Genomic DNA, 22,496 nt, shown 5'->3' with positions numbered 1-22,496 from the left:
TAATTATTAGTCACTGAGGTTCTACCGTGGAGGGTGCATTACGGTAGAACCTCAGTGAAATTCGGCTGTGCTTTAACTGCTGTTTTATAGTTTAACTGACATTTTTAAATCGTACTTTAGGTTATCAATATTCAAATAAAGGTCGTATTCGCCAGATAAACCTTCTCTGCTCACGTAATACTGCACATCATTTTCCTTTTGTTCTTCAAACGATACACAGGCGGCTGTAATGTCATGCACAGCAGTGGGTACTGAGTAGAACTTAGAACCCTCTGCTCCTTTGAATTCCAGCAGAACCTGAGAACCTTCCACAAAGGTACCGCGCAACGCCAATCTATCTTCTTCAAGCACTAAAGAGACGGCATATTTTTTCGGAAGCTCCTCCTCAGCCTCTTTAAACTTAACTTTAAGTCCAAATTCCGAGTTAACTCCAAAACCACCTAAGAATTTTCCCTTACCTAATCCATAGTTTGTTTTTTCATTATATAATGTAAGTCTTCTGGCTCTATAATAGTTGCCGCCTTGAACCTTCAATTCATACTTTACTTCATCATTGAGTAATTCTACTGTTATTGATTCTAGAGTCAAGTGGATGTGTTCATCTTTATGCTTATTCAACTGCATGGCCCCTAAATCATCGGTATGTTTTCCTCTAAAGGTCGAGATACCGCCAGAGTGCACCATGTAGTGTCCTTCAGCGTAGTAATCCACGTTGCAGATATATGGAGAATAGAATTCCGCTCCTCTTTCTTTGCCATACTGCCAGACTTGTTCTATTTCCATTTTTTCAGTATCTATTCTGTAAATAACCCCTCTGGAAAAATTATCATTGGGCGCCACTCTGTTTTCCAAAGTTTTGGATCGATAGGTTCCGTTATCAAACATGAAGACGTCTCCATTAGGTAGAATTCTAGCTGCGTGCTGCTCATACTGCCAGTCAAAGTCACCTTTAGTTACATTTTTAAAGAAATATTGTTGCCACTCTTCTCCCCAGCCTTCAGGATCACCAATAATCCAGTTTAACTTGCCGGTATCATAATTAAAGTTAATGACAGCATCCTGGTGCCGTCCGGACATAGTAATGGAATTGGTGGGTTTGTCATACCAAACGGCGTTATTGTGGAACCAGTCATGGTGATTCCAGTCTCCCGCTTTCCCTTGTTCTCTCGGCAATATTTTGAGTAGATCCCAGGATTTAACGACTGCACCGGTTTCTCTATCGATCTCAACGACATAGTCTTCCACAGATTCATTGAAATCGTTATCCGAAGCTGCTAGTAAGTTACCGTTTTCTAATTCTACTGCATCATGGTGAAATCCACCCGGCAGCCTATATTCGACATAGATCTTACCACAGAAGTCCATTTCCATAAGTCCTACAGTATAGTAGGGTTTTTGCATTGAGCGGTAAGAAGTTACTAAAAGTCGTCCATTCGCTAATTGTTTAATATCCCAACTTGCTTTTTCGGTCATCACCCATCTTAAATCACCGGCATAATCAAAACCGCAAGTTTTAGCGGAATCAACGAGTGGAGTAGCGGTTGATATAATCATAATATCTTTGCCAAAGTAGTCATAGGTCGTATTACAAGACAGTGCTTTGTTAACATTTAATTCTTCAACTTCGATTTTAACCTCAGCTGTCTTGCCATTTTCCAGGGTCAAAACAACAGTATTTTCATAAGCATCATATAAGCCATAAATAGGTAATACATGCTCCTTGGCAGCACTAAATGAGTGTTCAATATCCCCCTCTACTGCTTTGCCCTTTACGGTTACTTTTACAGCCAGTTCTTCTTCGGTATTAATACAAATCACTGCAGCCAATGGGTTAATCAAATAGGGATTTTTAACGACGTAAGGATTTTCTAAAGTATAATTTCCGGATTTAAACTCAGCTAAAAATGCTGCTTCGGATTCATGTTGTAAGGTAATCAAATGTTTTTGAGTGTCTAAATAGTTTTTCATCATTTTCTCTCCTTTAATTCTTTTTGTAATCTATATATTTTACCGTAGTGGGCCATTGGCATACCGCTACGCCTTCCCCTAAGTCCCGAGCTAAAAATTTTTCGGTACTCTGTCAATAATTCATAGTTGGCACTATGTAAATGACAGCAATATTGTGTATAATAATCTAACTACATCTTAGTTCCGTTAAAATTCGACATAACAAAAAGTAGAGGCAGGAGTTACCATGCGTATAGAGCATCTCTATTATTTAGTTGAGATAGCAAAAACAAAATCCATCACACTTTCTGCAGAGCATCTATTCATTTCTCAGCAAGGCTTAAGCCAAGCTATTCAGAAACTTGAAGCAGATTTAAATGTTGCTTTGTTTCGGCGCAGTCGCCAAGGAGTCTCTCTTACAGAGGCCGGTAATCTGGCTGTAGAAAAAGCACTGGAAGTTATTCTTAAATACGAAGAATTACTTGAGAGTATGGAACCCTATTCCCGGATAGACACGCCAACTTCCAATGATAAATTAATCATTAGTACGACTCCCCATATGAGCCATTACCTCCCTCCGATTTTAGATTCGTTTCGAGAAAAACATCCTGAAGTTAATCTACACATTGAAGAAGAAAAACCGGAAGATATTGTAACTATGCTTAATGAAGGGCTTATTGATCTAGGACTTGTCAGCCTACCCGATTATTACAGTCATCCACTTTTAAAAAACAACCAGGTTCACTTTGAAAAATTCCGCAGCAATGAGTTTTCGGCTTGCGTGGCTAAATCATCTCCCCTAGCTAAGAAGATCATGTTTAAAAAATCCGAAATCAGGAAGTATCCAATTGTATCCTACAATCATAAACCTTATATAGAAATTCTAACTCGGATGTTCGGGGATTTGAGTAAGCTTAACATCATAGCGAAAACAAACAGCAGAGAAATTTACTTTAATACCATTATCCACAGCAAAGCCATCGGAATTACAACCCTCTCGGATGTAAATCTTTTTCGCGAAAACTCAGTCGTCACAATACCGATTAAGGAAAGCTTTTGTCTTGACTTTGGCTGGCTGATATCTAACCAGCAGCCTCTATCCTCAACGACCCAGGATCTGCTAGAAATTTTCAAAACTTACATGACTATTAAGCTACCATTTTAACTCTAGCCCAAGTCTATGTGTTGGTGCTATACGCCGAGTATATTGATTTGCAACATTTATCACAAACAAGGATTTGATGTCTTTGTCACAATGAATCTTTGTCAAGGCACCAAAATTCTATTTAGTATTTAGAGAGTAGGGAATTTAGCTATTAAGCTAATTCCTACTCTCTTTGCTTTTCAACATGAAGCCGGCGATACATGCACTATTTAGTAGTTTTCAAACCCAAGTACCGCTGACGCCTCAAGGTTCACCACAAGTTGTCACAAGTGCACTGGGTTAAAACTTATTATTTTTTTTAATAGGAGCTATTAGTACAACAAATAGTTGGTATCCTCCTCAATAAATCGTTGTTGGTCAAAAACACTTCAACCACTTACACTGTGCTTGATATAACCTTCACAAACCTGAGGAAAACCCCTCTTAACTTCACACCGGAATATCTAACATCACTTGATTACTGAAAGGATGTGGCCCCAACAAAAGTACAGAATCAGAACAAAGCATAGCAAGGCCAAGATCTTTAAATAATACGAGGGAGGTAATGTATGTCAAAGTTTCCATATTGAATTGCGAAAAAATTATTGTCACATGAATTTGATGGTTCTCTGGACTAATTCTTAAATTATTATAAAGGGAGTGAAGTTCGTGGTAAATGAAACTAAAATCAAAAATAACTATTTCGACGGTCTTCCCGTCAGTAAGTCTCATCTTTTCCTCTTTATGCTCATTGTCTTATCTTATTTCTTTGAGCAATTGGATAACAATAACTTTTCCTTTATTGCACCAGCCATTTTGAAAAATGGTTTCATTGCAGATAAAACTCAACTTGCGATGGTTACCTCTACGTATTTCCTAGGAATGACCTTGGGTGGATTCTTCGGCGGTATGATTTCCGACTTAATCGGACGTCGTAAAACCTTCCTTATGGCAATGGTTCTCTTCTCATCCATGTCGATTCTTAATGGTTTGACGAGTGATTTTACTGTTTTTTTTTTGCGAGAGCAGCAACAGGTTTTGGTATTTTCATGATGATGGTCACTTCGATTGCTTATATTGCGGAAATTTCTCCTGGAGAGAGCCGTGGAAAGTGGCAAAGCTTGTGTGCAGCCGGCGGTTTCTGTGCTATGCCAGTTATCGGTATGATTTCCAGAGCAATTATTCCAATGGGTCCGGATGCTTATCGGATCATCTTCTACTTGGGTGGTGCTGGATTCCTGACCTTCTTCCTCGGACTTAAGTATCTAAAAGAATCACCCCGCTGGCTTGTATCCAAGGGCAGAATAGCAGAGGCCGAAGAGGTTGTAAAATCACTTACTGGAGTTGCTGTAGACCTTAGCGATGCGGCAAAAAACATCCCGCCGAAAGTTAACGCGATGGAACAGTTTATTGGTATGTTTTCCGGCAAATACCTCAAACGAACAATCATATTGCTTCTGATTGGTGTTCCATTAAATATAGCAAGTTTTGCGATTTCTGTCTGGACGCCAACCCTTGTTAATTCCGCATTAGGCTTTACGTTAGAGCAAAGTTTATCGATTGGTACAGCCTTTATGTTCGGTGGTCCAGTGGGCCTGTTCCTCTCCTCGCCGTTCTCAGATAAGGGTGGACGTAAGATTCCGATGGGTATTGGTACGTTAATCTGGGCAGCCTTAGCCGTATGGTTTGCCTTTGCAGGAAATAACTATATGCTCATTATGATTCTAGCCTTTGGACTTAATGCGTTAGGTATGGGCGTTGGTTTTATTGCCATGGCATATGTACCAGAACATTACCCGACCAAAATGCGTAACACCTCAGTTGGGATTATCAATGCGATACAACGTCTTGGTGTTTCAGGATCTCAACTCTTTGTTCCGGCTCTCATGACAGGTTATGGTTTCAAAAATCTCTACGTAGGTTTTGCAGGACTTCTTATATTCTCCACACTAGCCGTACTACTTCTGGGACAGCGCACCGGTGGTAGATCCTTGGAAGAAATCGATTAAGTTAATTTAAAAAAATAAGATGGCGGACCTACCTTAGGATAAGAGGTAGCTCTGCCATCTTATTTTTTCTAATAATAAATATACTCGTTGTGAGGAAAAGCCCTTGAGGCTTAATCAATGCTTTGTATCATTTTGCTCCAATATTCGTGTTCTTAGATATTGTCCAATTAGCTCAACCAAGACCACCAAAATGAATATTGTTATAATCAAAGTCGAAACTTCCTGATACATAAAGAGCTTCATGCTGATCATAAGCTGAGTTCCGATTCCTCCTGCTCCCACAAATCCGAGTAACGTAGCAGAGCGCATATTACACTCCCACCGAAATATGGTATAAGAAAGGAAAACGGGCAATGTTATCGGAATTCTCGTCATAATCAAGAGCTTTAGATCATCCATACCGCCTACACGTGCCATTTCCACAAGTCGCTGGTCAACAGATTCGAACATTTCGGCATATAATTTGCCGAGAATTCCCGTGCCATGAGCCGTCAGTGCCAGAACCCCGGGAAAGGGGCCAAGTCCAACCGCCACCACAAAAATAAGTGCCCACATCAGTTCAGGAACCCCTCGAAGTAGTGCTAAAAAACCACGAGCAAGATAATATAATGCCCAACGAAAAGACCATAAAGCGCTCCCTGAAACCTTTCTTGAATATTCTTCCCCCCGGGGCCTCATGGCACAAAGAGAGAGTGGCAAAGCAAATAGAGTGGCTAAGACTGTAGCTACTATGGAAATTTCGACGGTTTCCAATAATAATTTAAAAACATTACTCAAAAAGACGGGACTGGTCTCTGGTGGCCATAAGCCACCAGCAAAACGAGACATCGCTTTGACGTTCCTGGGGTCAAAAAATTCCCTTGGGGAAAAATTTGTGTCTATTCCGCTGATAATCACGACCCCCAGGACAGCAGCAGTTATGACCCAATTGAGGGTGCTGGATTTTTCTTGCTTCATAGGACCTTCACCCCCGCCCTAGGAACATTACCCATGAGTTTTTTGCAGACATCACTTTTGATATAATCCTCAGGACATCCGTTAAAAGCTAGGGTTCCGCGATCAAAAGCTAATATTTTAGAACAATACTTTAGAGCACTATCAATTTGATGCAAACTCAGAATTATTGTTTTTCCTTGCTTATTTAGGGATTGGAATAGTTGGAGAATAAGTTCCGCTGTTGCCGGGTCTACGGAGGCAATAGGTTCATCTGCCAAAATCAGTTCTGCCCCACAATAAATGGCCCGGGCAACAGCAACCCGTTGTTGTTGTCCACCTGAAAGCTCTTGACATCTCTCATAAAGCTTATCTTCAATACCAAGCATTGCTAAGATCTTTTCAATCTCGGATTCCTCTTTTGCGGTGAGGCGGAAGGTGCCCCGAACCACTGAAGCGTATGACAATTTACCGGCTCTCCCCATGAAAACGTTTCTTGCCACATCGAGAGTAGGAATAACGTTGAAATTTTGATAGACCGTGGCAATTTTGCTTCGCAGGATCTGAAGCTGTCGGTGATTTATATGGCTCATCTCTTGGCCCAGGATATTTAAAGTTCCTCCACTGGGAAAAATGGCACCACAAAGTAGGCGAAGTAACGTTGATTTACCTGCACCACTGGGGCCTACGATACCTATGAGTTCCCCTTTGCTTAAGGAAAAGGAAACGTTGTTCAGTCCTTGTCCGTTGGGATAAACTTTCGAAAGTCCTTCTGCCGCAATGATATCCATGATGACCTCCATAATATATGTTGGCAGGAACAGAGTTCCTGCCAACACTGGCTCTTATTTATTAGGGTTAATTAAACCAAGACGATTCGCTTCTTTTTCTATTTCTGCGTAGTTTGCGTCAGTGACTTTGGTAAAACTTTTAGCTCTCATAAGGGTAAGGAGTTCGGGATCTTTCATCTCAAGAAAGGAATTAACGATTTTTTCCTCGAGAGATTTATCTAGACTATCCCGGACAACCCATGGATATCCCTCTACCAGATGCTTTTCGATAATTCTAACCTTACTGGCGTCGACGCTTTTGTTCCTAATGAGTCGGTTCAAGATCCGGCCTTCGATTCCACCAGCATCAACGGTTCCATTTTGAACCGCTTGTGCCGTTGCATCATGGCCACCGGAGTATACTACATTCTCAAGATCAGACGGTACTTTGATCCCTGCTTTATCAAGCATGAAGCGAGGATATAAGGAGCCTGAGGTTGAGCTAATATCACCGAAGGCAAAGATTTTACCTTTGAGGTCAGCAGTGGATTGAACCGGGCTGTCTGCGGGAACGATAATTAAGCTATAATATTTGGAGGTTTGGGTCTCCTCATCGATCTCCGTTACGATTGGGTGGATTTTAGCTCGCTGTTTGGCTTGTGCATAAGTAAGACCGCCAAAGTAGGCAAGGTCAAGTTTATCATTGGCCATCGCTTCAACGACCCCAGCATAATCGGAGGCAACGAAGAGTTCAACAGGCATGTCTAATTTATCCGCTAAGAATTCACGAAAAGGTTCATACTGAGCTTTAATTTTATCCGGAGCTTGATTAGGTACAAGCCCTACGCGCAAAGTCGGTTGGCTTATTTCTGGAGTCCCTTGAGGCTGACTGGGGTTTGAGCCGCAGCCACTAACGAGGAGAGCAAACGTCAAAATGATTAAACTTATGATTGCTATTTTTTTCTTCATCAGATCCACCTTTTCTCATAAATTCGACAAAGAGAATTATATAACTAATCATAAATGCGTGTCAATAACTAAATACCTATCACTTAAGATATCATGAAAAACTCGAAAAGGCTAAACCAGTCCTGCCATTGCCACTATTACTGCTTCCAGACCTATCATCGCCCCGTCTAAGGTCAGGGTGCTAACCACAATCATGATAAACATAACTAATAAAAGGGGCTAAAAATAGGGTTTGCTCTCTCGATTCCCTTTTTGACGCCAATAGCTAAAGAGCAAGAAGCTCCCTAATGAAGGGATGGGCTACTTGCTCTTTGCTTTCCGTTAGCTGTTGTTGATTGTCAATTAAGGGTTTCTGAACTGTTTTATATATTAAATTTGTTAATAATTGTTTGAAGTTCAAATGCCATAGTAGATAGACTTTGGGCTGACGAAGATACTTGTTCCATTGAAGCTGTTTGTTCTTCGACCCCAGCTGAGACTGTTTGAGCTTGAGCTGCTGTCTCCTTACTAATTAGATCAACTTCGCGAACTGACGAAACTATCTTTTCATTTCCACCTGCTATTTGTTGTATGGTTGCAGCTATCTGTTCCATTTGAGCAGATACACTTTCTACAAGTTTGGCGATTTCGTTAAAGGATTGTCCCGCCACGTCGACGACATTCATACCCATTTTCACACTGTCTACACCATCTGCCATAGCTGTGACCGCTGTACCAATATCACTCTTGTTTTGATTGATGAGAGTTTCAATTTGTTTTGTAGCTTCCCGTGATTGTTCTGCCAGTTTTCTAACTTCCTCAGCGACAACGGCAAACCCACGACCTTGCTCTCCTGCCCTAGCTGCTTCTATTGCTGCATTTAGAGCCAATAAATTAGTTTGATCGGCAATCCCAGTAATGACTCCTATGATATTTCCAATTTTCTCGGAATTCGTTGATAACTCTGTTATAGCATGTTGTACTCGGTTAGTTCCTGCGCTAATACTGTTCATTTGTTCAGCCACTCGTTCTAAGGCTTTTTGACCGGCTTGAGTCGTTGTCAATGTATCGACCATTGAACGAGTGATTTCACTAGAGCTGGCAGCGACTTCCTCTGTACTGGCAGAGATTTCTTCGACAGCAGACGATGTTTGGTTTACAGCACCTGCTTGTTTTTCTGTCCCTTGGGCTACTAGTTCGATCGAAGTCGCTATCTGAGTTGAAGCTTGAGTATTTTGCTCGGCAATGGCAGTTAACTCTTCTGAGGAAGCCGCGACTTGCTCCGAGGACTGAGAGACTTGAGTAACTAGCCCATGCAGATTATTCTTCATCATATTGAAACTAATAGCTAACTGACCTGATTCGTCGTTTCCTGCGACAATAACATCTTCAATTGATAAATCTCCTGCTGCGACTCGTTCGACGCTCTTCAAAACTTTCCTAATAGAATTGGAGATAAAACTCGCCACTCCAAACCCAAGCAATAGACACAGCAGGGCCGCTGCAATGGATATGGAAACAAGAAGTTTTATGGACTTGGCATAGTCAAGAGTATTTTGAGAATGTGTAGTAGAAGCTAGTTCCACATTAAATAATGCCAGCTCTTTCAATTCGATACTAAATGAATCAAAATGAGGATAAGCAGTATTTACGAAATATTCATAAGCGCCTATTTGGTCTCCATTAAGGTTCATTTCAATTACTCTTTTTACTTCCGTCTTATAAGAGGCTAAGTCTTGCTGTAATTTCGGAATCCTATCCTTTTCATAGGCTTCATGAGGAAGCTTCAGGTATTCGCTTAGTAGTTTGTCTAAAGCCACCGATCGAGAAGTCACTGTTTTGTGTGCTGACTCTTGTGTTGCTTTATCAGTTGCAATCAAAAAATGAAAGATTGCTGCTTCGCCTGCTCTTGACTGATTTCTGGCATCATTCAGATAATTGATCGCCATTAAGTTATGTTTATAGATACCGTCAATACTAACATTTGCCTTAGCATTGAAGTAATAACCTATAAATCCCACACTACCTATAAATAAGGTCATGAGGGTGACCAGTGATAGAACTTTTGTTCTTATTGTCCAATTTCTAAACCAATTCATATCAAATCAACTCCCTTTTATTGAAAATATTATTCCAGTGAATACTATTAGTCCAAAGATAGCACGGTTAATACAATTAACAGTAGTTCTAAATGGCATCAAATTTAATGCCAAAAGCACAATCTACAGTTTACTTAATGAGTTTTATCAGTTTTTGTCGGATTCGATCAACTCAATATAGAGAATACTCCTTAATGTTTTAGTTCATCCCATACGTCAGGAGAGAATGTGATAGGTCAAAAAGATGCCAATTCAAATTGGCCTGTACAGGCCAATTTGAATTGGCATCTTATAACGCTTCCTTCTTACCACATCCAGAGAAGGAATATCGTTGAAATTTTGATAGATGCGTAGCAATTTTGATTCGCAGTGTCTGCAATAAAGTCTTTAGGAAACCCCTCGGTAACTTTCTTTGTCTCCCCTCTTTCCGACTATTACTGCTGGTTGTGTAAAACGCACCCTTCCTAATTCCATAGTAACATTCAATTGGTCCATTTCGTTAAATTAATTGTTAGGAGTTTTAAACATGCAAGAACGTCATCCTATAAAACATTTAGCCCCAGCATGGTTGCCGTATTTATGGGCACTCCAGTGGTGTCACCTTTTTTTAAGAAAAAGCCTATTCAACTTCTTTCCCACTTTCAGGATTACCCTGCTAAATCAAATTTTTCTGTAAAGACATTCCACACCATTCCGATATTGTATCCTGTCAAGCATCCTAGCATTGAGTACTTTAGTGATAACCAATTTATCCGCTCTGGAAATGGCCAAGGATATATTACAAGATATATCAGGCCAATAACCGTTAGAGATTCAACCAACCTCCTGCCCCATTTGATCCCTTCCGAAACAAATTTCTGTTGATCATAATCCCAAAGCGGTTTCATAAATGGAAATATCTTGTTGTAGAAAAAGCTCCCTAACCTTCGACTGAATACAATGGAACCCAAAGTCATTAGCAATAATAAACTGGCCATGAGACGTGGGGATATTCCTAGGTACATTGGCCCTACGAAAATCAACATTAAACTTAATACATAGACAATGTTCATTATCAAACCTTCGATAAACCTTAATTTCCTTAACTGACTTGTTTCCACTTGGCTTCTCCCCTCCTCGTATGCGTTGAGCTAAGTGATCTCTCACTTAAGAGTAATAGATCAGTCTGTCAATAACGGAAGCTCAAAGTTCCTTATAATAACTATATTCCACTATTCTCCTATATTTCCTCTTTTAGGGACCTGTACTTGTCTGATCACATGTTTTAAAAAGTATAATATTGCTAATTATAACTATAAGCCATCGATTCTCAATATCTTGATACATTTATAGTTCTCCCTGTCCGTTCTGTTACCTTCTGTTACTTTCTTAAAGAAATCTTAGGCCAAGCTTATGGTGCAGCAAACTTCACATAAAGCATAATGCCCTCAAAATCGGATACCTTTCCAATTTTGAGGGCAACATAGGCTGTATAAATGATATAATCAAGTAGATAGGCACACAAAAATAGTCGACAATCAATTATTTTTGTCGATAGGCAGGAAATTCAGAATACTTAGTGAACTCTGTATATAATGAGAAGAAGGAGGAAGTGATGTCTTCAAAATTAGGTTATTAACAACAGAAATGTATATTCCGTGAGGCAGCTAGATTTTAAAGATTTGCTAAGGTGCCATTAACATATTACCTGAAAAGGAGAGAAGCTTATGAGAGGGAGATATTATGTAATTGATAACCGCAACAAAAAGATAAATGATAACTTCAATCCGACTGCAAAAGGAACTGCTGCTATCTACTATTTAAGGACACCGAACAACTATACTGCCACTGTTTTAGAAGCCCAAGAAGATAGAAGAAGAGGGCTTATTTCAGCGAGTATAATCGTCGCATCCCTATTCATCTATACTATAATTATTATGGTTACAAATTATAATTAATGTGAGCCCAGGGATAATACCCGCTCATCATAATCTCTTGTCGCACAAGCCATACACAAAGGTGGCTCGAAGTCATCAAATACTTGCTTATTACATGAAGCACAAAAACGTCGCTTTCTTTGATACAAAAGAACTTTACCGGTTAGCAAACGATAAGATAAGGACTTAACTTCCATAGTTAACGCTTTAGAACGGCATATACTGACACATCTTTGACAGTGGACGCATTTCAGTGGTTCATATATCAAGGTCAACTGTTCCTTGGTGTCCGTTTTCGATAAAGCACCCTGCGGGCAAATCTCTGGACATTCCCCGCAATTTGTACATTGTTCCCTCACCTTTAAAGCCGCTATAGGGAGCATATCGATTTCGGATTTTACGGCTTTCCAGGTTTCCTCAAAGAATTGCCGAGTCTTTGGAATAAGATATGGCTCAAGAGAAGTATTCCCTGCTCGGATTGCTTCAAATTTCTCACGTCCGATGTCCCGCCAACCCCTACTCTCGTTCTGGGCTTGAACTGACACCGTTGATTCACTCTCTCCATTGTCAGCTGCAACTTTAATCAATAACTGTGGATGATCTGCCCATGCATTGTGCAATTCTATAAAAATCTGCACACTTATTCCGCATGCTTTTTTATCCGGACAATTTGCACACTCTCCGGTAAATATGGTTAATTCTTTCTCTCTGGCATATAACATTAAGGTCAGCCATAAATCCCTGTCAAAAATTCCGAGACAAGGGATTTCATGACCTGCCGGAATTGCTTGTGGGCAGTTTAAAACAATCTTCTCTGAATTTTTGAGATAATCATAGAGCGTATCTGTATCGCGATAGACAAATCCATCGCTGGGACATACTGCCGTGCAAATCCCGCACTCTGTGCAGCGCTTAGCATCAAGTTCTCGATATATAGAAATGGCTTGATGGGGACAGGAGTCGATACATAACCGGCAAAGATTATCAGAGGCCTTTTTTGCATTGAGACAATTATTTTGATTATATACAATCAGACAATTATTCATCATTAAGACACCTCTCTGAACGGTTATATAAGATTACTATCGAATTTTAATCTATATTAAAACTTAATAAACACAGATAATTAGTTAACCTGGCATAAGTTGAGTTGACTCTTTCAAGGGCTTTTTCAAGCAGAAACTTATCTAACCTCGTCCGTTTAGTAAACATCCTATAGGGTATATCGTGTATATCTTATATCGTAAAAATTTGGGCAACTAATTAATTTCATATATCCACTCAATCCCTCTGAAATTAATCAGAGGGATTAAGTGGATAGCTTAAGCTAAATGCTTACTTCGCAGTGGAAGCGTATTTTCCATCTTTGATCTCAATATCATCGGCATGCTCTGATCCATGACTGCCTAAGATATTAAAGTTTTCGGCTAAGAATAGGTAAGCTAAACAAGCTATTGACACTAATCCTAAGCTGACAATAAACTCGGACACGGCAGGGACATAAGATCCGCCGTATTGGTTCAGATATTTTCCCATTCCTGTGAACAGTACATCAAACCTATTCATAACAACTCCACTTACGGTAAGTATTCCAAACCAGATCAGGCCCTTACGGGTGCTGGACAAGGAACTGAATGCTATGATTACAGGGATTATTACCCCGAAAGTCAGTTCGCTCAGGAACATGATACTGGGCAAATCAAAGGCAAAAGCATTGGCAAAGGTTCCTCTTACCACCATATCCGTGATCTTTAACATCAGATACAAGATCATGGCTCCGGCAGAAATTTTGACCAACCCTCTTAAAACAGGGATTTCTACTTTATGATTGAGTGCCTTACCGGCTAAAGTGCTTTCGATAACAATCATACCGGCCCCGACGAAGAATGAGGATAACAGGAAGAACACCGGCAGAAATGCTGTCCACCAAAGTGGGTTTACTTTACCTACCATTAGATAAAACAGTTGGCCCAGTGATGATTGGTGCAAGGTTGGCAGAGTAATACCGATGATCAGCATTACAGGCATTGCTTTCTTCAGGTATTTGTGGGCCCCTTTAAATACTTTCTCGGTTCCAACTTCGCAGAATTCCAAGATCTGAATCACTGTATAACAGGAAATACACCAAAATACTTCAAACAATACACTGGCATGTCCCCATGATACATAAGGTCTCCAGAAGTTGAACCATTGTCCTACTTCAATCAATAAACCGAGTACAACCACAATATAACCTAATAATGATGTCAACATTGCACTTCTTGCGATGGGGTAAAACTTATCCCGGCGAAGCACATATACTATAAGGGCTGTTCCATATCCGCCTCCTGCCAGGGCTACCCCTAACAATACGTCAAATGAAATCCAGAGTCCCCATGGCCACTGGTCGTTAAGGTTGGTAGTCGCTCCCAAGCCTAAGACAAAACGCACCAGGATTACTGCTATAGCTGCAGCCGCTATGCCCGTAAACACCCATCTCATGGGGGTCATTTTAAACTTCCACTTCACGGTGGACTTTTTAGCGCCTGCTTTACTTAAGACGGTAGTGATGAGTTCCATACATTTCCCTCCATTCTGTTTTTAATGTATTAATCTAGAGGTTCCTTGCCCTTATTGTTATAGACATATAATCCGGCTAATATAGCCGCCCAGCCAACTCCCACAAATGGTGTAGCTTTCATATATCCTTCTGTATAAGACGGCAACGGCTTGGTTGTTACATCCGTTCTGAATCTCATCTGCTCAAACGGGGTATCTGAGATATAAAGCCAGGATGTTCCCCCTGCTTCTTTCTCTCCAAATACTCTATCTACATAACCGTGTTCTTTGATTCTCTTTTTTGCTTCGGCCAGTAATTCCTCTCTGTCCCCAAAGGTAATTGCTCCTGTCGGGCAGACTGAGGTACAGGCAGTTTCCTGGTTATTTGCGACTCTTGTGGCACACATTTGACATTTCCTTACTCCTGGAATAGCTTTCTTCCATTCGTATCTCAGGATGTCAAATGGACATGCCATCATGCAGTAGCGGCAGCCTACACACAGCGACTGATCATAGATAACCGGTCCTTCGGGAAGCTTCTGGAATGCCTTGGAGAAACATGATGATACACAGGCGGGATCTTCACAGTGCATACATTGGGCTTTAACATATCGTGCGACGGATTCGCCGTCCTTTTCCAGGTCAAAACGATTAATTGATGTCCATTCTTCAGGCCATAAGCCGTTGTTAGGTTCTTTCGCTCTGTCTGCAGCTGTCTTGCATTTTTCCTGCTCATCCCATTCAAGTTCATTCCACAATTTACAGGCGACCGAACAGCTTTCACAGCCTATACATTTCGGTATATCTACGAGTACTCCCTTTGCCATTTTTTCCACCTCCTACTTAAAATAATTTGTTTTCTTCGGATTTTTTAGGAATAAAATCATCCGCCCTGGAAACATAATGTGTATGCAGAAGTTCTTCTGCTTTTTCGCTCATCGGAGCGGTTAAGAAATCGGCATAGATTTGTTTGATCTCAGGATTATCATGACTATTGCGCAGTTTGGACTTGGCATCAATATTGTATAAAGATGCAGCACGTCTATTGCGATCTTCGTCTGAAGGGGGTGATGAAGCACGGGGTTGACCGCCGCCATATTCACAGCCTCCGGGACAAGCCATTATTTCCATGAAAGCCCAGGGTGCATTACCTGCTTTCATCTGATCCATTACCTTTCTGGCATTAGCCAGACCGGAAATTACAGCAACTTTTACATCTCCCACCCCGGGAATATTAACTGCTGCTTCCTTAACACCCTGCATTCCTCTTACCGGAGTTAAATTCCAAAGCGCAGCGGGTGGTTGTTGCCCAGTTATCAGAAAATAGGCAGAACGTACTGCAGCTTCCATAACGCCACCGGTCGTGCCGAAGATTACTCCTGCACCTGTTCCGGTACCCATCAACTTATCGTACTCCTCTTCCGGAAGGGAAGCGAAATCAATACCTGCTCGCTTGATCATTCTGGCAAGTTCTCTTGTTGTAAGAACTACATCTACATCAGGGGAAACATTACTATCATTTAACTCTTTACTGGCTGAATTCATTTCCGGGCGTTGACATTCAAATTTCTTTGCTGTACAAGGCATGATGGAAACTGAGAAGATCTTTTTGGGATCTACTTCTTTCTTTTCTGCGAAATAGGTTTTAATTAAAGCCCCTTCCATCTGCTGAGGAGACTTCGCTGATGATAAATTAGGAATAAGTTCAGGATAGAAATATTCCACAAACTTAACCCAGCCAGGACAGCATGAGGTCATCTGCGGAATAGGGTGATGCAATTCGCCAGTGACACGCTTAACAAGCTCTGTGCCTTCTTCCATAATGGTCAGGTCAGCTGTAAAGTTAGTATCAAAAACTACGTCAAACCCTAATTTTCTCAAGGCGGCAACTTGTTTGCCCTGAACATTAGTTCCTACAGGCATACCAAATTCTTCGCCCAGACCAATACGAGTTGCCGGCGCAGTTTGCACTACAACTGTAACGTTTGGATCTGCGAGAGCTTTGAATACTTTATTAACATCATCCCGTTCTGAAATTGCTCCGGATGGGCACCATTGAATACATTGGCCACAATTTACACAAACGAATTCCTTTTTAATGGGCAGTTCATAATTTCCAAAAACTGATTGAATTCTCTCACATACTTCAATACATTGGCCACAAAGTATACACTTTTGGTCATCCCTGACAATTGCCGGGTTCTCCGGATCAATGGGAACGCGACCACGAACACTGGTAGGCCAGTTACCTGGTGCGTTGTATTGGGTTGGCATCCAGCCATTGCCACCAATGGCTTCATCAGCTGTCGCTGGGTCTCCACAACCAGTCAAGTTTAGCGAGATACCGACCAAACCTGCTGTTCCTCCAACAAACTTGAGAAAAGAACGTCTAGATAAATTTTTCACTTGTCCTGCTTTGCTTGCCATGTGTTTTGCCACCTCTTTTTAGTAAACTCTCTTGCAAATCGCTGTTGAATCTAATCAAAAGCAGTTGATTTGCATTTTAACGAAGGCTGTTGAATATTTAAAATTTTTAAATTGTCTATAGAGATAAAACTTTTATTTTTGTGAACAATTCCACTTGAATGTCACTGAGCAATCAATATAAGAGATTTGAGTCTAATCGTATTCCATATAAACTTAACAAAATAAAAATCAAATAAAAAAATGGGTTGCAATTTGAATTGGTTATGGATAATAATAGCTAAATGAACAATAAGGGTTGTGTGAATCGCAGACACAATTCAGAAATCTCTAGGCTTAAGATTTTGTGCTCCTTTCTTTAATGTTTGTTTTTCCGAAACATTCAACTCTCTATAGTTTAATCTCTTCATATTATCTGTCACGTTTAAGTACATAAAAAAAATTTTTAGTAGTTAAATAAACATTTAGAAGGTTTCGAAACTATTGAACATGTGATTTCAAAAAGGCCCAGATGGCCTATTGGTAAGGGTTTGAGCTCATTTACTTATTGTAAAAACAAGCTGCCTTACTAGGCTATTAACAAAATGAAATGTACTTGTTTAAAAACCCCTTGAAAGCAAATCCTATGTCAAATTAAAGCGGAAGCCTGCATAAAAAGGCTTCCGCTTTCTTTCTCACTACTTATTATAATCCTCTCCGAAATATTAATTACTTATTATGTTATTTCGGATTTTTATATCTATATCGCCTTAATCCCGATTTCCATCCTGCTAAATCATTTCAATACACTCGATAAGTTCCTTTGCCACATATTCCGCTTCATCAACTGTCAGCTTCGAATAAAGGGGAAGTGAAATTTCATTGGCATACTGAGCATGGGCATTCGGATAATCTTCAAGTCTGTAACCCAGGTTTCTATAGAAGGTGAACATCGGCAGCGGCATAAAGTGTACATTTGTGGCGATGTCCTTTTCACCTAACATCTTTATTACGCGATCCCTTTGTTCCTCGCTAAAATCCTTCAGCCTTAGGGTATATAAATGATAGTTTGTTGCTACTTCATGGTTTTTATCAAGCGGCAGAATCGCCCATTCTTTTGCGCCAAGTATTTCGCTATATACTTCATGGATTTCGGCTCTTTTTCTGATCATTTCTTCATGCCGTCGTAGTTGAACCCGTCCAATTGCTGCCATAATATCGGTCATATTACATTTGAATCCATCGGTCAAGATATCGTATTTCCAAGCACCGGCCTGGGTTTTTGACAAAGCATCCTTATTTTGCCCATGTAAGGATGTATATTTGAATTCCTTATATAAGTCTTCCTTACCCTTAAAATTGTTGTCATTATATGTAATGGCTCCCCCTTCTGCTGTGGTTAAGTTCTTTACAGCATGAAAAGAAAACACATGAAAATCCATCTGCCCTCCAACTTTCTGCCCCTTATACGCAGCCCCAAAGGAATGAGCAGAATCAGAAATCAAAGTAATATCTTCCCGACCCAGTGTTTTGAGAATCTGCCTTATACCATCATAGTCAACCGGGACTCCTGCAATGTCAACGGTCATTATCGCCTTTGTCTTTGGCGTAATCGCGCTATAAATCTTCTCTTCATCAATCAGAAAGCTTCCTTTCTTAACATCGACAAAAGTTGGCATAATTCCACGATGAACAAGTACATTGGCGGTTGCAGCATAGGTATAAGGAGTTGTTATCACTTCATCATCATCTCCACCTATACCTAAAACTTTTAAAATCAGCTCCATGCCTGCTGTAGCACTATTTAAAGCTACCGCATACTGGGTACCGCAATAAGCTGCTAATTCTTGTTCAAACAATCCAGTGTTGGGACCTGTTGTGATCCAACCGGATCTTAAAATTTCTGAAACGGCTGAAATTTCTTCTTCAGTTATATCAGGTGGTGAAAAGGGTATTTTTTTGTACATTATTAAACGCCTCCATAATTCATTTCTAGAACTTTTAAATAGGTTTCCTTTTATCTCTCTCATTCAAACAATTATCTGCTAAAGGTAGTTTTCCTGGGCAATTAAGACCTTAACCCCTAACTCTTCAATTCTCTCAATTTCCTCATGGGGTGCTTCCCAATCAGTGATGAGAATATCTAAACCTTTCAAATCAATGGTTTTGGCAAAAAATTCCGTTCCCACTTTGTCAAAATTAGCCAGGCAGACAGTTTGCCGTGAAACTTCTGCTACGGTTCTTTGAAAAATTGCTCCTTCGGGAGTTGAGCTACTTAGACCATGTTTTGCAGAGATCCCTCCACCGGTTAAGAAAGCCGTATCTAGGCGTAAAGTTCTCATGAATTCTGTGGCCAAAGGATCGACGATTCCTTCTTCACTTTTAACTTTTCCGCAAACGATATAGGTTTCAATATTGCGTTGATGTTGAAGTTTATCAGCAATAACCAGGGAATTTGTGATTACTGTATAATTCCAATCAACCGGTAGATATTTCAATAGAACATAGTGGATACTGGCCCCGCCGATAAAAACAGTGTCACCTGGCTCGATAAATGATGTAGCGAGCTTAGCCACTGCATTCTGATGCTCCGTTCCCTCACTATACCTAATCCGATCATCGATAGGAAATCTTCTGACCTTTGATAACGGTACTGCCCCTCCGTGGGTTCTTTTTATAAGACCTTTTTGTTCCATGGTTGTAAGGTCTCTGCGAATGGTATCAATGGAGACTTCAAATTCTTGCGCCAGCTCCTTTGCAAATACCCTACCGAGAGACTTTAGTTTTGCAAGGATTACCTCTTGACGTTCCTCAGCAAACATATTTAACAACTCCTTGATACTAATCATATCACGTTTTGTGCTTTTTTCCACTGTTTTTTCTGCGCGTTCATGCATTAATCTGCTTTTTTAAGTTATTGTAAGCAATTGCAGAGAAACCTTATAACTATGACCTAACCCAAGGTTCATCCAGATTTCACTTCATAACATAAAGTAAAACAGTCCCTTCCACTTCTACAATGGAAAAAGACCGTTTTCTTATAGAAATAGTGATTTCCTAATCATTAGATTTATCAAGCGGAAAACGAATGAAGTTCAGCTTCAGACTTACTGGCGTCCTGTCCTTGTTCCGGTATGGGAAACAGGATGCAGAAACTTGTCCCGGTAGAGCTGGAAAGGACACGAATCTTAGCATTGTGAGATTCGGCAATTCTATACGATGTCGCTAACCCAAGTCCCGTGCCGTAGTCTTTAGTCGTAAAGAAGGGGGTTCCTAGCTTGTTAAGGTTTTCTTGTGGTATGCCACATCCCTCGTCAATAATCTCCAGAGCGACCATATTATCTTCTCTAAAACTTTTTATCGTAAGTGAGCGGCCTGCATCCATAGATTCCAGACCATTGCGGACAAAATTCAGAACCATTTGAGAGATTTCTTTACAATTTAGCCTTAGGTCGGGTATCTCACCAAGAAGGAGTTGAATTTGTTTATTTTGATTAGTAGCATCTGCGCTTAAAAGCGGATATAGATTAGTGAGGATTCCATTTAAGTTCATAGTTTTTAGGTCTGTTTGTTTGATCTGAGCCAGGGAAAGAAATTCGGTGATGATAGCATTGGCTCGATCTAATTCGGAAATCATTAGATCGAAGGCTGATTTTTTGTCTCCAAAAGCTGAATTTGAGCCCAATAGTTGTAGGTATCCACGTACTACTGTAAGGGGATTGCGAATTTCATGGGCAAGTCCTGAGGCCAATTGCCCTACAAGGTAAAGTCGATCAAGTCTTGCTAATTCGTGTTCTGTTATTTTTCGGCTTGTAATATCTCTAAGATAACAAGTCAGGCCACTTTCCATTGGGTACGCCCTAACTTCCAGCCATTTATCCCCTAAATCCTTGGCAAAGAATTCAAAGGAAACGGATTTCTTTTCAGTCAGTACCTCGTAGAAGTGATTGAGGACGGTGTCAGTGACCCAGAATAATTCAGTTATTGTTTTTCCAACTAACTCAGCGTGAGATTTGGCAAAGGTTATCTCTCCAGCACGATTGATATAGGTTATTTGCCAGTTCTTATCGATAGCAAAAAAACTATCTGGCATATTCTTTATAATATCTGCGATAAGTTGGTTACTACGAGAAAGTTCGACCTCTAACGTTAAGTATTTCGTAAGGTGCTCTATTTTTTCCCTTTGCATCTGTTCCCGTTGAGAAGTCTCTGCTTTAAGTAAATTATTTGCCCGCAATAATTCACTTGTTCGTTCTTTTACTAAGTGCTCTAAATTGTATTTATTATACAATTCTCTTTCTGTATATCTGTAAAGGATGATTGAAATATAAAGGGCCATAGGAAAGACTAAAGAAGCATTCATTAAATTGGCTTGAAACGTTTCTAAGTTTGTCTGATTCATATATAAGCCAACTATGAGGAGCAAATACGATTGTATAAATAAAAGACTTGAGTATCTAGGTCTTAGTGAAAACAAAATGGAGACACAAAGACAGCAGATAATATATACAGAAATTTGACCATTCAGATAGGGAGATACCCAACCCGAAAGTAAAGAACTCATGTTTAGACCCAGAAAGAGATTAACCAGCAAATAGATTTCTTTATGAGATTCCTTATCTAAATAACTGATCAAGATACCATAGACCGCAATGCAAAAAAAAGATATATGAATATAGCATAATAGTTCATACGCATTATTATTATGCCATAAGCCTGTGACTCTATTATTATTATCGATCAATAATATGATGGAGATTAAAATCAAAAACATAATTGAGAGGAATCTCATCCTTTTATTGTTAATAATCCTAATGTCGCACCTAATTTTCATGTTTTGTTTTTCTAAATCAGTGCTCAACATGATCCTCCTAAAGCTTAAACTAATTAAAAATCGGGAGATTATTAACTTATTTGAAGCTTTCCACGTTATCCCTAATATTCCTGCTATTAGTTTAAGATTTTTAGAAAAAAAAGAAAAATCCCGTCGAATGAAAAATCATTTCTCTTTGTTATAAACCCAGGTGAAAAATTCAAAAGACCAGAAGCTCTTAATCCTGTAGGAAAACAAAATGCCCTAGCATTTTAGCTAGAGCATTTAGATGAGCAATCTACTTCCTTTTTAACTTAAGGGGAGTGGTGAAATTAACTAAATTCTTGGATCTTTATTTCTATAGGGCTCTTATTTAATATCCAGAATTTGATAGTGTATGACACCTACAGGAACATTTACTTCTACAACAGACCCTTTAGTTTGACCCAAGACCGCTTTCCCCACTGGAGACTCGTTGGATATTTTATTCGTGCCGGGATCAGCCTCTGCTGAGCCGACAATAAAATACTCTTCCTCATCACCAAATTCCAGGTCTTTCAGACGTACTTTTGCCCCAACCGCCACAGTATCCGTTCCCTCTAATTCATCAATAATCCGCGCATTCCTAAGCATTTTCTCAAGGGTAATAATCCGTCCTTCTATAAAGGCTTGGTCATTTTTCGCATCATCGTACTCAGAGTTCTCACTAATATCCCCAAAGTCAATGGCCTGCTTAATACGCGCGGCAACTTCTCGCCTCTTTACAGTTTTAGTTAGCTCTAACTCTTCTTCTAGCTTTTTGAGGCCTTCCAATGTTAAGATAACTTCTTTTTCAGCCATAGTATCTCTCTCCCTTTTCTCGCCCTACTCTTTGTGCACTTTTTTTATCGCCCCGCGCACTATTAACCCTTCGTATGCTTATACCATTATAAGCTTGAATCTTTTCTTCATAATAATCTTTAATTACATCATGGTT

Annotated in this window: 18 protein-coding genes; 4 read left to right on the top strand and 14 right to left on the bottom strand. The window is 40.0% G+C overall.

The window, feature by feature from the left end; all coding sequences use genetic code 11:
- Window positions 1–84 precede the first annotated feature (84 nt).
- Window positions 85–1,968 carry an aryl-sulfate sulfotransferase gene (locus DP73_RS01840; protein ID WP_034597053.1) on the bottom strand — a complete coding sequence of 628 codons (1,884 nt, stop codon included), beginning with the start codon at window positions 1,966–1,968 and terminating at the stop codon, window positions 85–87.
- Window positions 1,969–2,194: 226 nt separating this feature from the next.
- On the opposite strand from DP73_RS01840, the gene DP73_RS01835 reads away from it, so the two are divergent.
- The 3 genes from DP73_RS01835 to DP73_RS01830 all read left to right on the top strand — a co-directional run bounded on the left by DP73_RS01835 (window position 2,195) and on the right by DP73_RS01830 (window position 5,100).
- A complete protein-coding gene (locus tag DP73_RS01835) occupies window positions 2,195–3,112 on the top strand; it encodes a LysR family transcriptional regulator (RefSeq protein ID WP_034597052.1) in 918 nt (305 codons plus the stop codon).
- A gap of 648 nt (window positions 3,113–3,760) precedes the next feature.
- Window positions 3,761–4,144, top strand: coding sequence for an MFS transporter (locus tag DP73_RS23765; RefSeq protein WP_242865667.1), 384 nt, complete (start codon window positions 3,761–3,763; stop codon window positions 4,142–4,144).
- Complete coding sequence (locus DP73_RS01830; RefSeq protein ID WP_242865666.1) at window positions 4,141–5,100, top strand: MFS transporter; 960 nt, start codon at window positions 4,141–4,143, stop codon at window positions 5,098–5,100. The genes DP73_RS23765 and DP73_RS01830 overlap by 4 nt, the downstream gene beginning before the upstream one ends.
- Window positions 5,101–5,214: 114 nt before the next feature.
- Here the strand turns inward: DP73_RS01830 and phnE are convergent, their stop codons facing one another.
- From phnE to DP73_RS01805, 5 genes are all read right to left on the bottom strand, one after another.
- Window positions 5,215–6,057 (bottom strand): phosphonate ABC transporter, permease protein PhnE, encoded by an 843-nt coding sequence (gene phnE, locus DP73_RS01825; protein ID WP_052090336.1) that lies wholly within the window; start codon window positions 6,055–6,057, stop codon window positions 5,215–5,217.
- Window positions 6,054–6,824, bottom strand: a complete 771-nt coding sequence (locus DP73_RS01820) for an ATP-binding cassette domain-containing protein (protein ID WP_034597051.1) — start codon at window positions 6,822–6,824, stop codon at window positions 6,054–6,056. Before DP73_RS01820 ends, phnE begins: the two co-directional genes overlap by 4 nt.
- Before the next feature lie 54 nt (window positions 6,825–6,878).
- The gene (gene phnD / locus DP73_RS01815; RefSeq protein ID WP_052090335.1) at window positions 6,879–7,772 is read right to left on the bottom strand and encodes a phosphate/phosphite/phosphonate ABC transporter substrate-binding protein; all 894 of its coding nucleotides are present in this window, start codon (window positions 7,770–7,772) and stop codon (window positions 6,879–6,881) included.
- A 362-nt stretch (window positions 7,773–8,134) separates the two neighbouring features.
- The gene (locus DP73_RS01810) at window positions 8,135–9,850 is read right to left on the bottom strand and encodes a methyl-accepting chemotaxis protein (RefSeq protein ID WP_034597050.1); all 1,716 of its coding nucleotides are present in this window, start codon (window positions 9,848–9,850) and stop codon (window positions 8,135–8,137) included.
- 647 nt (window positions 9,851–10,497) lie between these two features.
- The gene (locus tag DP73_RS01805) at window positions 10,498–10,950 is read right to left on the bottom strand and encodes a hypothetical protein (protein WP_034597049.1); all 453 of its coding nucleotides are present in this window, start codon (window positions 10,948–10,950) and stop codon (window positions 10,498–10,500) included.
- 606 nt (window positions 10,951–11,556) lie between these two features.
- Here DP73_RS01805 and DP73_RS01800 point away from each other — a divergent pair.
- Complete coding sequence (locus DP73_RS01800) at window positions 11,557–11,787, top strand: hypothetical protein (protein WP_034597048.1); 231 nt, start codon at window positions 11,557–11,559, stop codon at window positions 11,785–11,787.
- On the opposite strand, the gene DP73_RS01795 is transcribed toward DP73_RS01800, so the two are convergent.
- The 8 genes from DP73_RS01795 to greA all read right to left on the bottom strand — a co-directional run bounded on the left by DP73_RS01795 (window position 11,784) and on the right by greA (window position 22,360).
- Complete coding sequence (locus DP73_RS01795; protein WP_034597047.1) at window positions 11,784–12,815, bottom strand: 4Fe-4S dicluster domain-containing protein; 1,032 nt, start codon at window positions 12,813–12,815, stop codon at window positions 11,784–11,786. The two genes, DP73_RS01800 and DP73_RS01795, sit on opposite strands and share 4 nt — an antisense overlap.
- A 286-nt stretch (window positions 12,816–13,101) precedes the next feature.
- A complete protein-coding gene (gene nrfD / locus DP73_RS01790; RefSeq protein WP_034597045.1) occupies window positions 13,102–14,325 on the bottom strand; it encodes an NrfD/PsrC family molybdoenzyme membrane anchor subunit in 1,224 nt (407 codons plus the stop codon).
- Window positions 14,326–14,354: 29 nt separating this feature from the next.
- On the bottom strand, window positions 14,355–15,131 hold the full coding sequence (locus tag DP73_RS01785) for a 4Fe-4S dicluster domain-containing protein (protein ID WP_034597043.1): 777 nt from the start codon (window positions 15,129–15,131) through the stop codon (window positions 14,355–14,357).
- Between the two features lie 16 nt (window positions 15,132–15,147).
- A complete protein-coding gene (locus tag DP73_RS01780) occupies window positions 15,148–16,731 on the bottom strand; it encodes a [FeFe] hydrogenase, group A (RefSeq protein ID WP_034597041.1) in 1,584 nt (527 codons plus the stop codon).
- A 767-nt stretch (window positions 16,732–17,498) separates the two neighbouring features.
- Window positions 17,499–18,674 carry a DegT/DnrJ/EryC1/StrS aminotransferase family protein gene (locus DP73_RS01775; RefSeq protein ID WP_034597039.1) on the bottom strand — a complete coding sequence of 392 codons (1,176 nt, stop codon included), beginning with the start codon at window positions 18,672–18,674 and terminating at the stop codon, window positions 17,499–17,501.
- A gap of 78 nt (window positions 18,675–18,752) precedes the next feature.
- Window positions 18,753–19,529, bottom strand: a complete 777-nt coding sequence (locus tag DP73_RS01770; RefSeq protein WP_034597077.1) for a DeoR/GlpR family DNA-binding transcription regulator — start codon at window positions 19,527–19,529, stop codon at window positions 18,753–18,755.
- Window positions 19,530–19,780: 251 nt separating this feature from the next.
- A complete protein-coding gene (locus DP73_RS21900; protein ID WP_242865665.1) occupies window positions 19,781–21,109 on the bottom strand; it encodes an ATP-binding protein in 1,329 nt (442 codons plus the stop codon).
- Window positions 21,110–21,889: 780 nt separating this feature from the next.
- Window positions 21,890–22,360: a transcription elongation factor GreA gene (greA, locus tag DP73_RS01760; RefSeq protein WP_034597036.1), complete on the bottom strand. Its 471-nt coding sequence runs from the start codon at window positions 22,358–22,360 to the stop codon at window positions 21,890–21,892.
- Between the last annotated feature and the right edge of the window lie 136 nt (window positions 22,361–22,496).

Origin of the sequence: Desulfosporosinus sp. HMP52, assembly GCF_000765145.1 — a bacterium.
GTDB lineage: Bacteria > Bacillota > Desulfitobacteriia > Desulfitobacteriales > Desulfitobacteriaceae > Desulfosporosinus.
Note: the sequence above shows the minus strand (reverse complement) of the source record. Positions and strands in the feature narration are given on the sequence as shown.

Excerpts from the sequence above, each read along its gene's own strand:
- DP73_RS01800 (WP_034597048.1), top strand. The coding sequence starts at position 11,557 with ATGAGAGGGAGATATTATGTAATTGATAACCGCAACAAAAAGATAAAT.
- DP73_RS01840 (WP_034597053.1), bottom strand. The coding sequence starts at position 1,968 with ATGAAAAACTATTTAGACACTCAAAAACATTTGATTACCTTACAACAT.
- phnE (WP_052090336.1), bottom strand. The coding sequence starts at position 6,057 with ATGAAGCAAGAAAAATCCAGCACCCTCAATTGGGTCATAACTGCTGCT.
- DP73_RS01795 (WP_034597047.1), bottom strand. The coding sequence starts at position 12,815 with ATGATGAATAATTGTCTGATTGTATATAATCAAAATAATTGTCTCAAT.
- DP73_RS01775 (WP_034597039.1), bottom strand. The coding sequence starts at position 18,674 with ATGTACAAAAAAATACCCTTTTCACCACCTGATATAACTGAAGAAGAA.
- DP73_RS01835 (WP_034597052.1), top strand. The coding sequence starts at position 2,195 with ATGCGTATAGAGCATCTCTATTATTTAGTTGAGATAGCAAAAACAAAA.
- DP73_RS01780 (WP_034597041.1), bottom strand. The coding sequence starts at position 16,731 with ATGGCAAGCAAAGCAGGACAAGTGAAAAATTTATCTAGACGTTCTTTT.
- DP73_RS01770 (WP_034597077.1), bottom strand. The coding sequence starts at position 19,529 with ATGTTTGCTGAGGAACGTCAAGAGGTAATCCTTGCAAAACTAAAGTCT.
- DP73_RS21900 (WP_242865665.1), bottom strand. The coding sequence starts at position 21,109 with ATGAATCAGACAAACTTAGAAACGTTTCAAGCCAATTTAATGAATGCT.
- DP73_RS01830 (WP_242865666.1), top strand. The coding sequence starts at position 4,141 with ATGATGATGGTCACTTCGATTGCTTATATTGCGGAAATTTCTCCTGGA.
- DP73_RS01820 (WP_034597051.1), bottom strand. The coding sequence starts at position 6,824 with ATGGATATCATTGCGGCAGAAGGACTTTCGAAAGTTTATCCCAACGGA.
- DP73_RS01785 (WP_034597043.1), bottom strand. The coding sequence starts at position 15,131 with ATGGCAAAGGGAGTACTCGTAGATATACCGAAATGTATAGGCTGTGAA.
- DP73_RS01810 (WP_034597050.1), bottom strand. The coding sequence starts at position 9,850 with ATGAATTGGTTTAGAAATTGGACAATAAGAACAAAAGTTCTATCACTG.
- greA (WP_034597036.1), bottom strand. The coding sequence starts at position 22,360 with ATGGCTGAAAAAGAAGTTATCTTAACATTGGAAGGCCTCAAAAAGCTA.
- nrfD (WP_034597045.1), bottom strand. The coding sequence starts at position 14,325 with ATGGAACTCATCACTACCGTCTTAAGTAAAGCAGGCGCTAAAAAGTCC.
- phnD (WP_052090335.1), bottom strand. The coding sequence starts at position 7,772 with ATGAAGAAAAAAATAGCAATCATAAGTTTAATCATTTTGACGTTTGCT.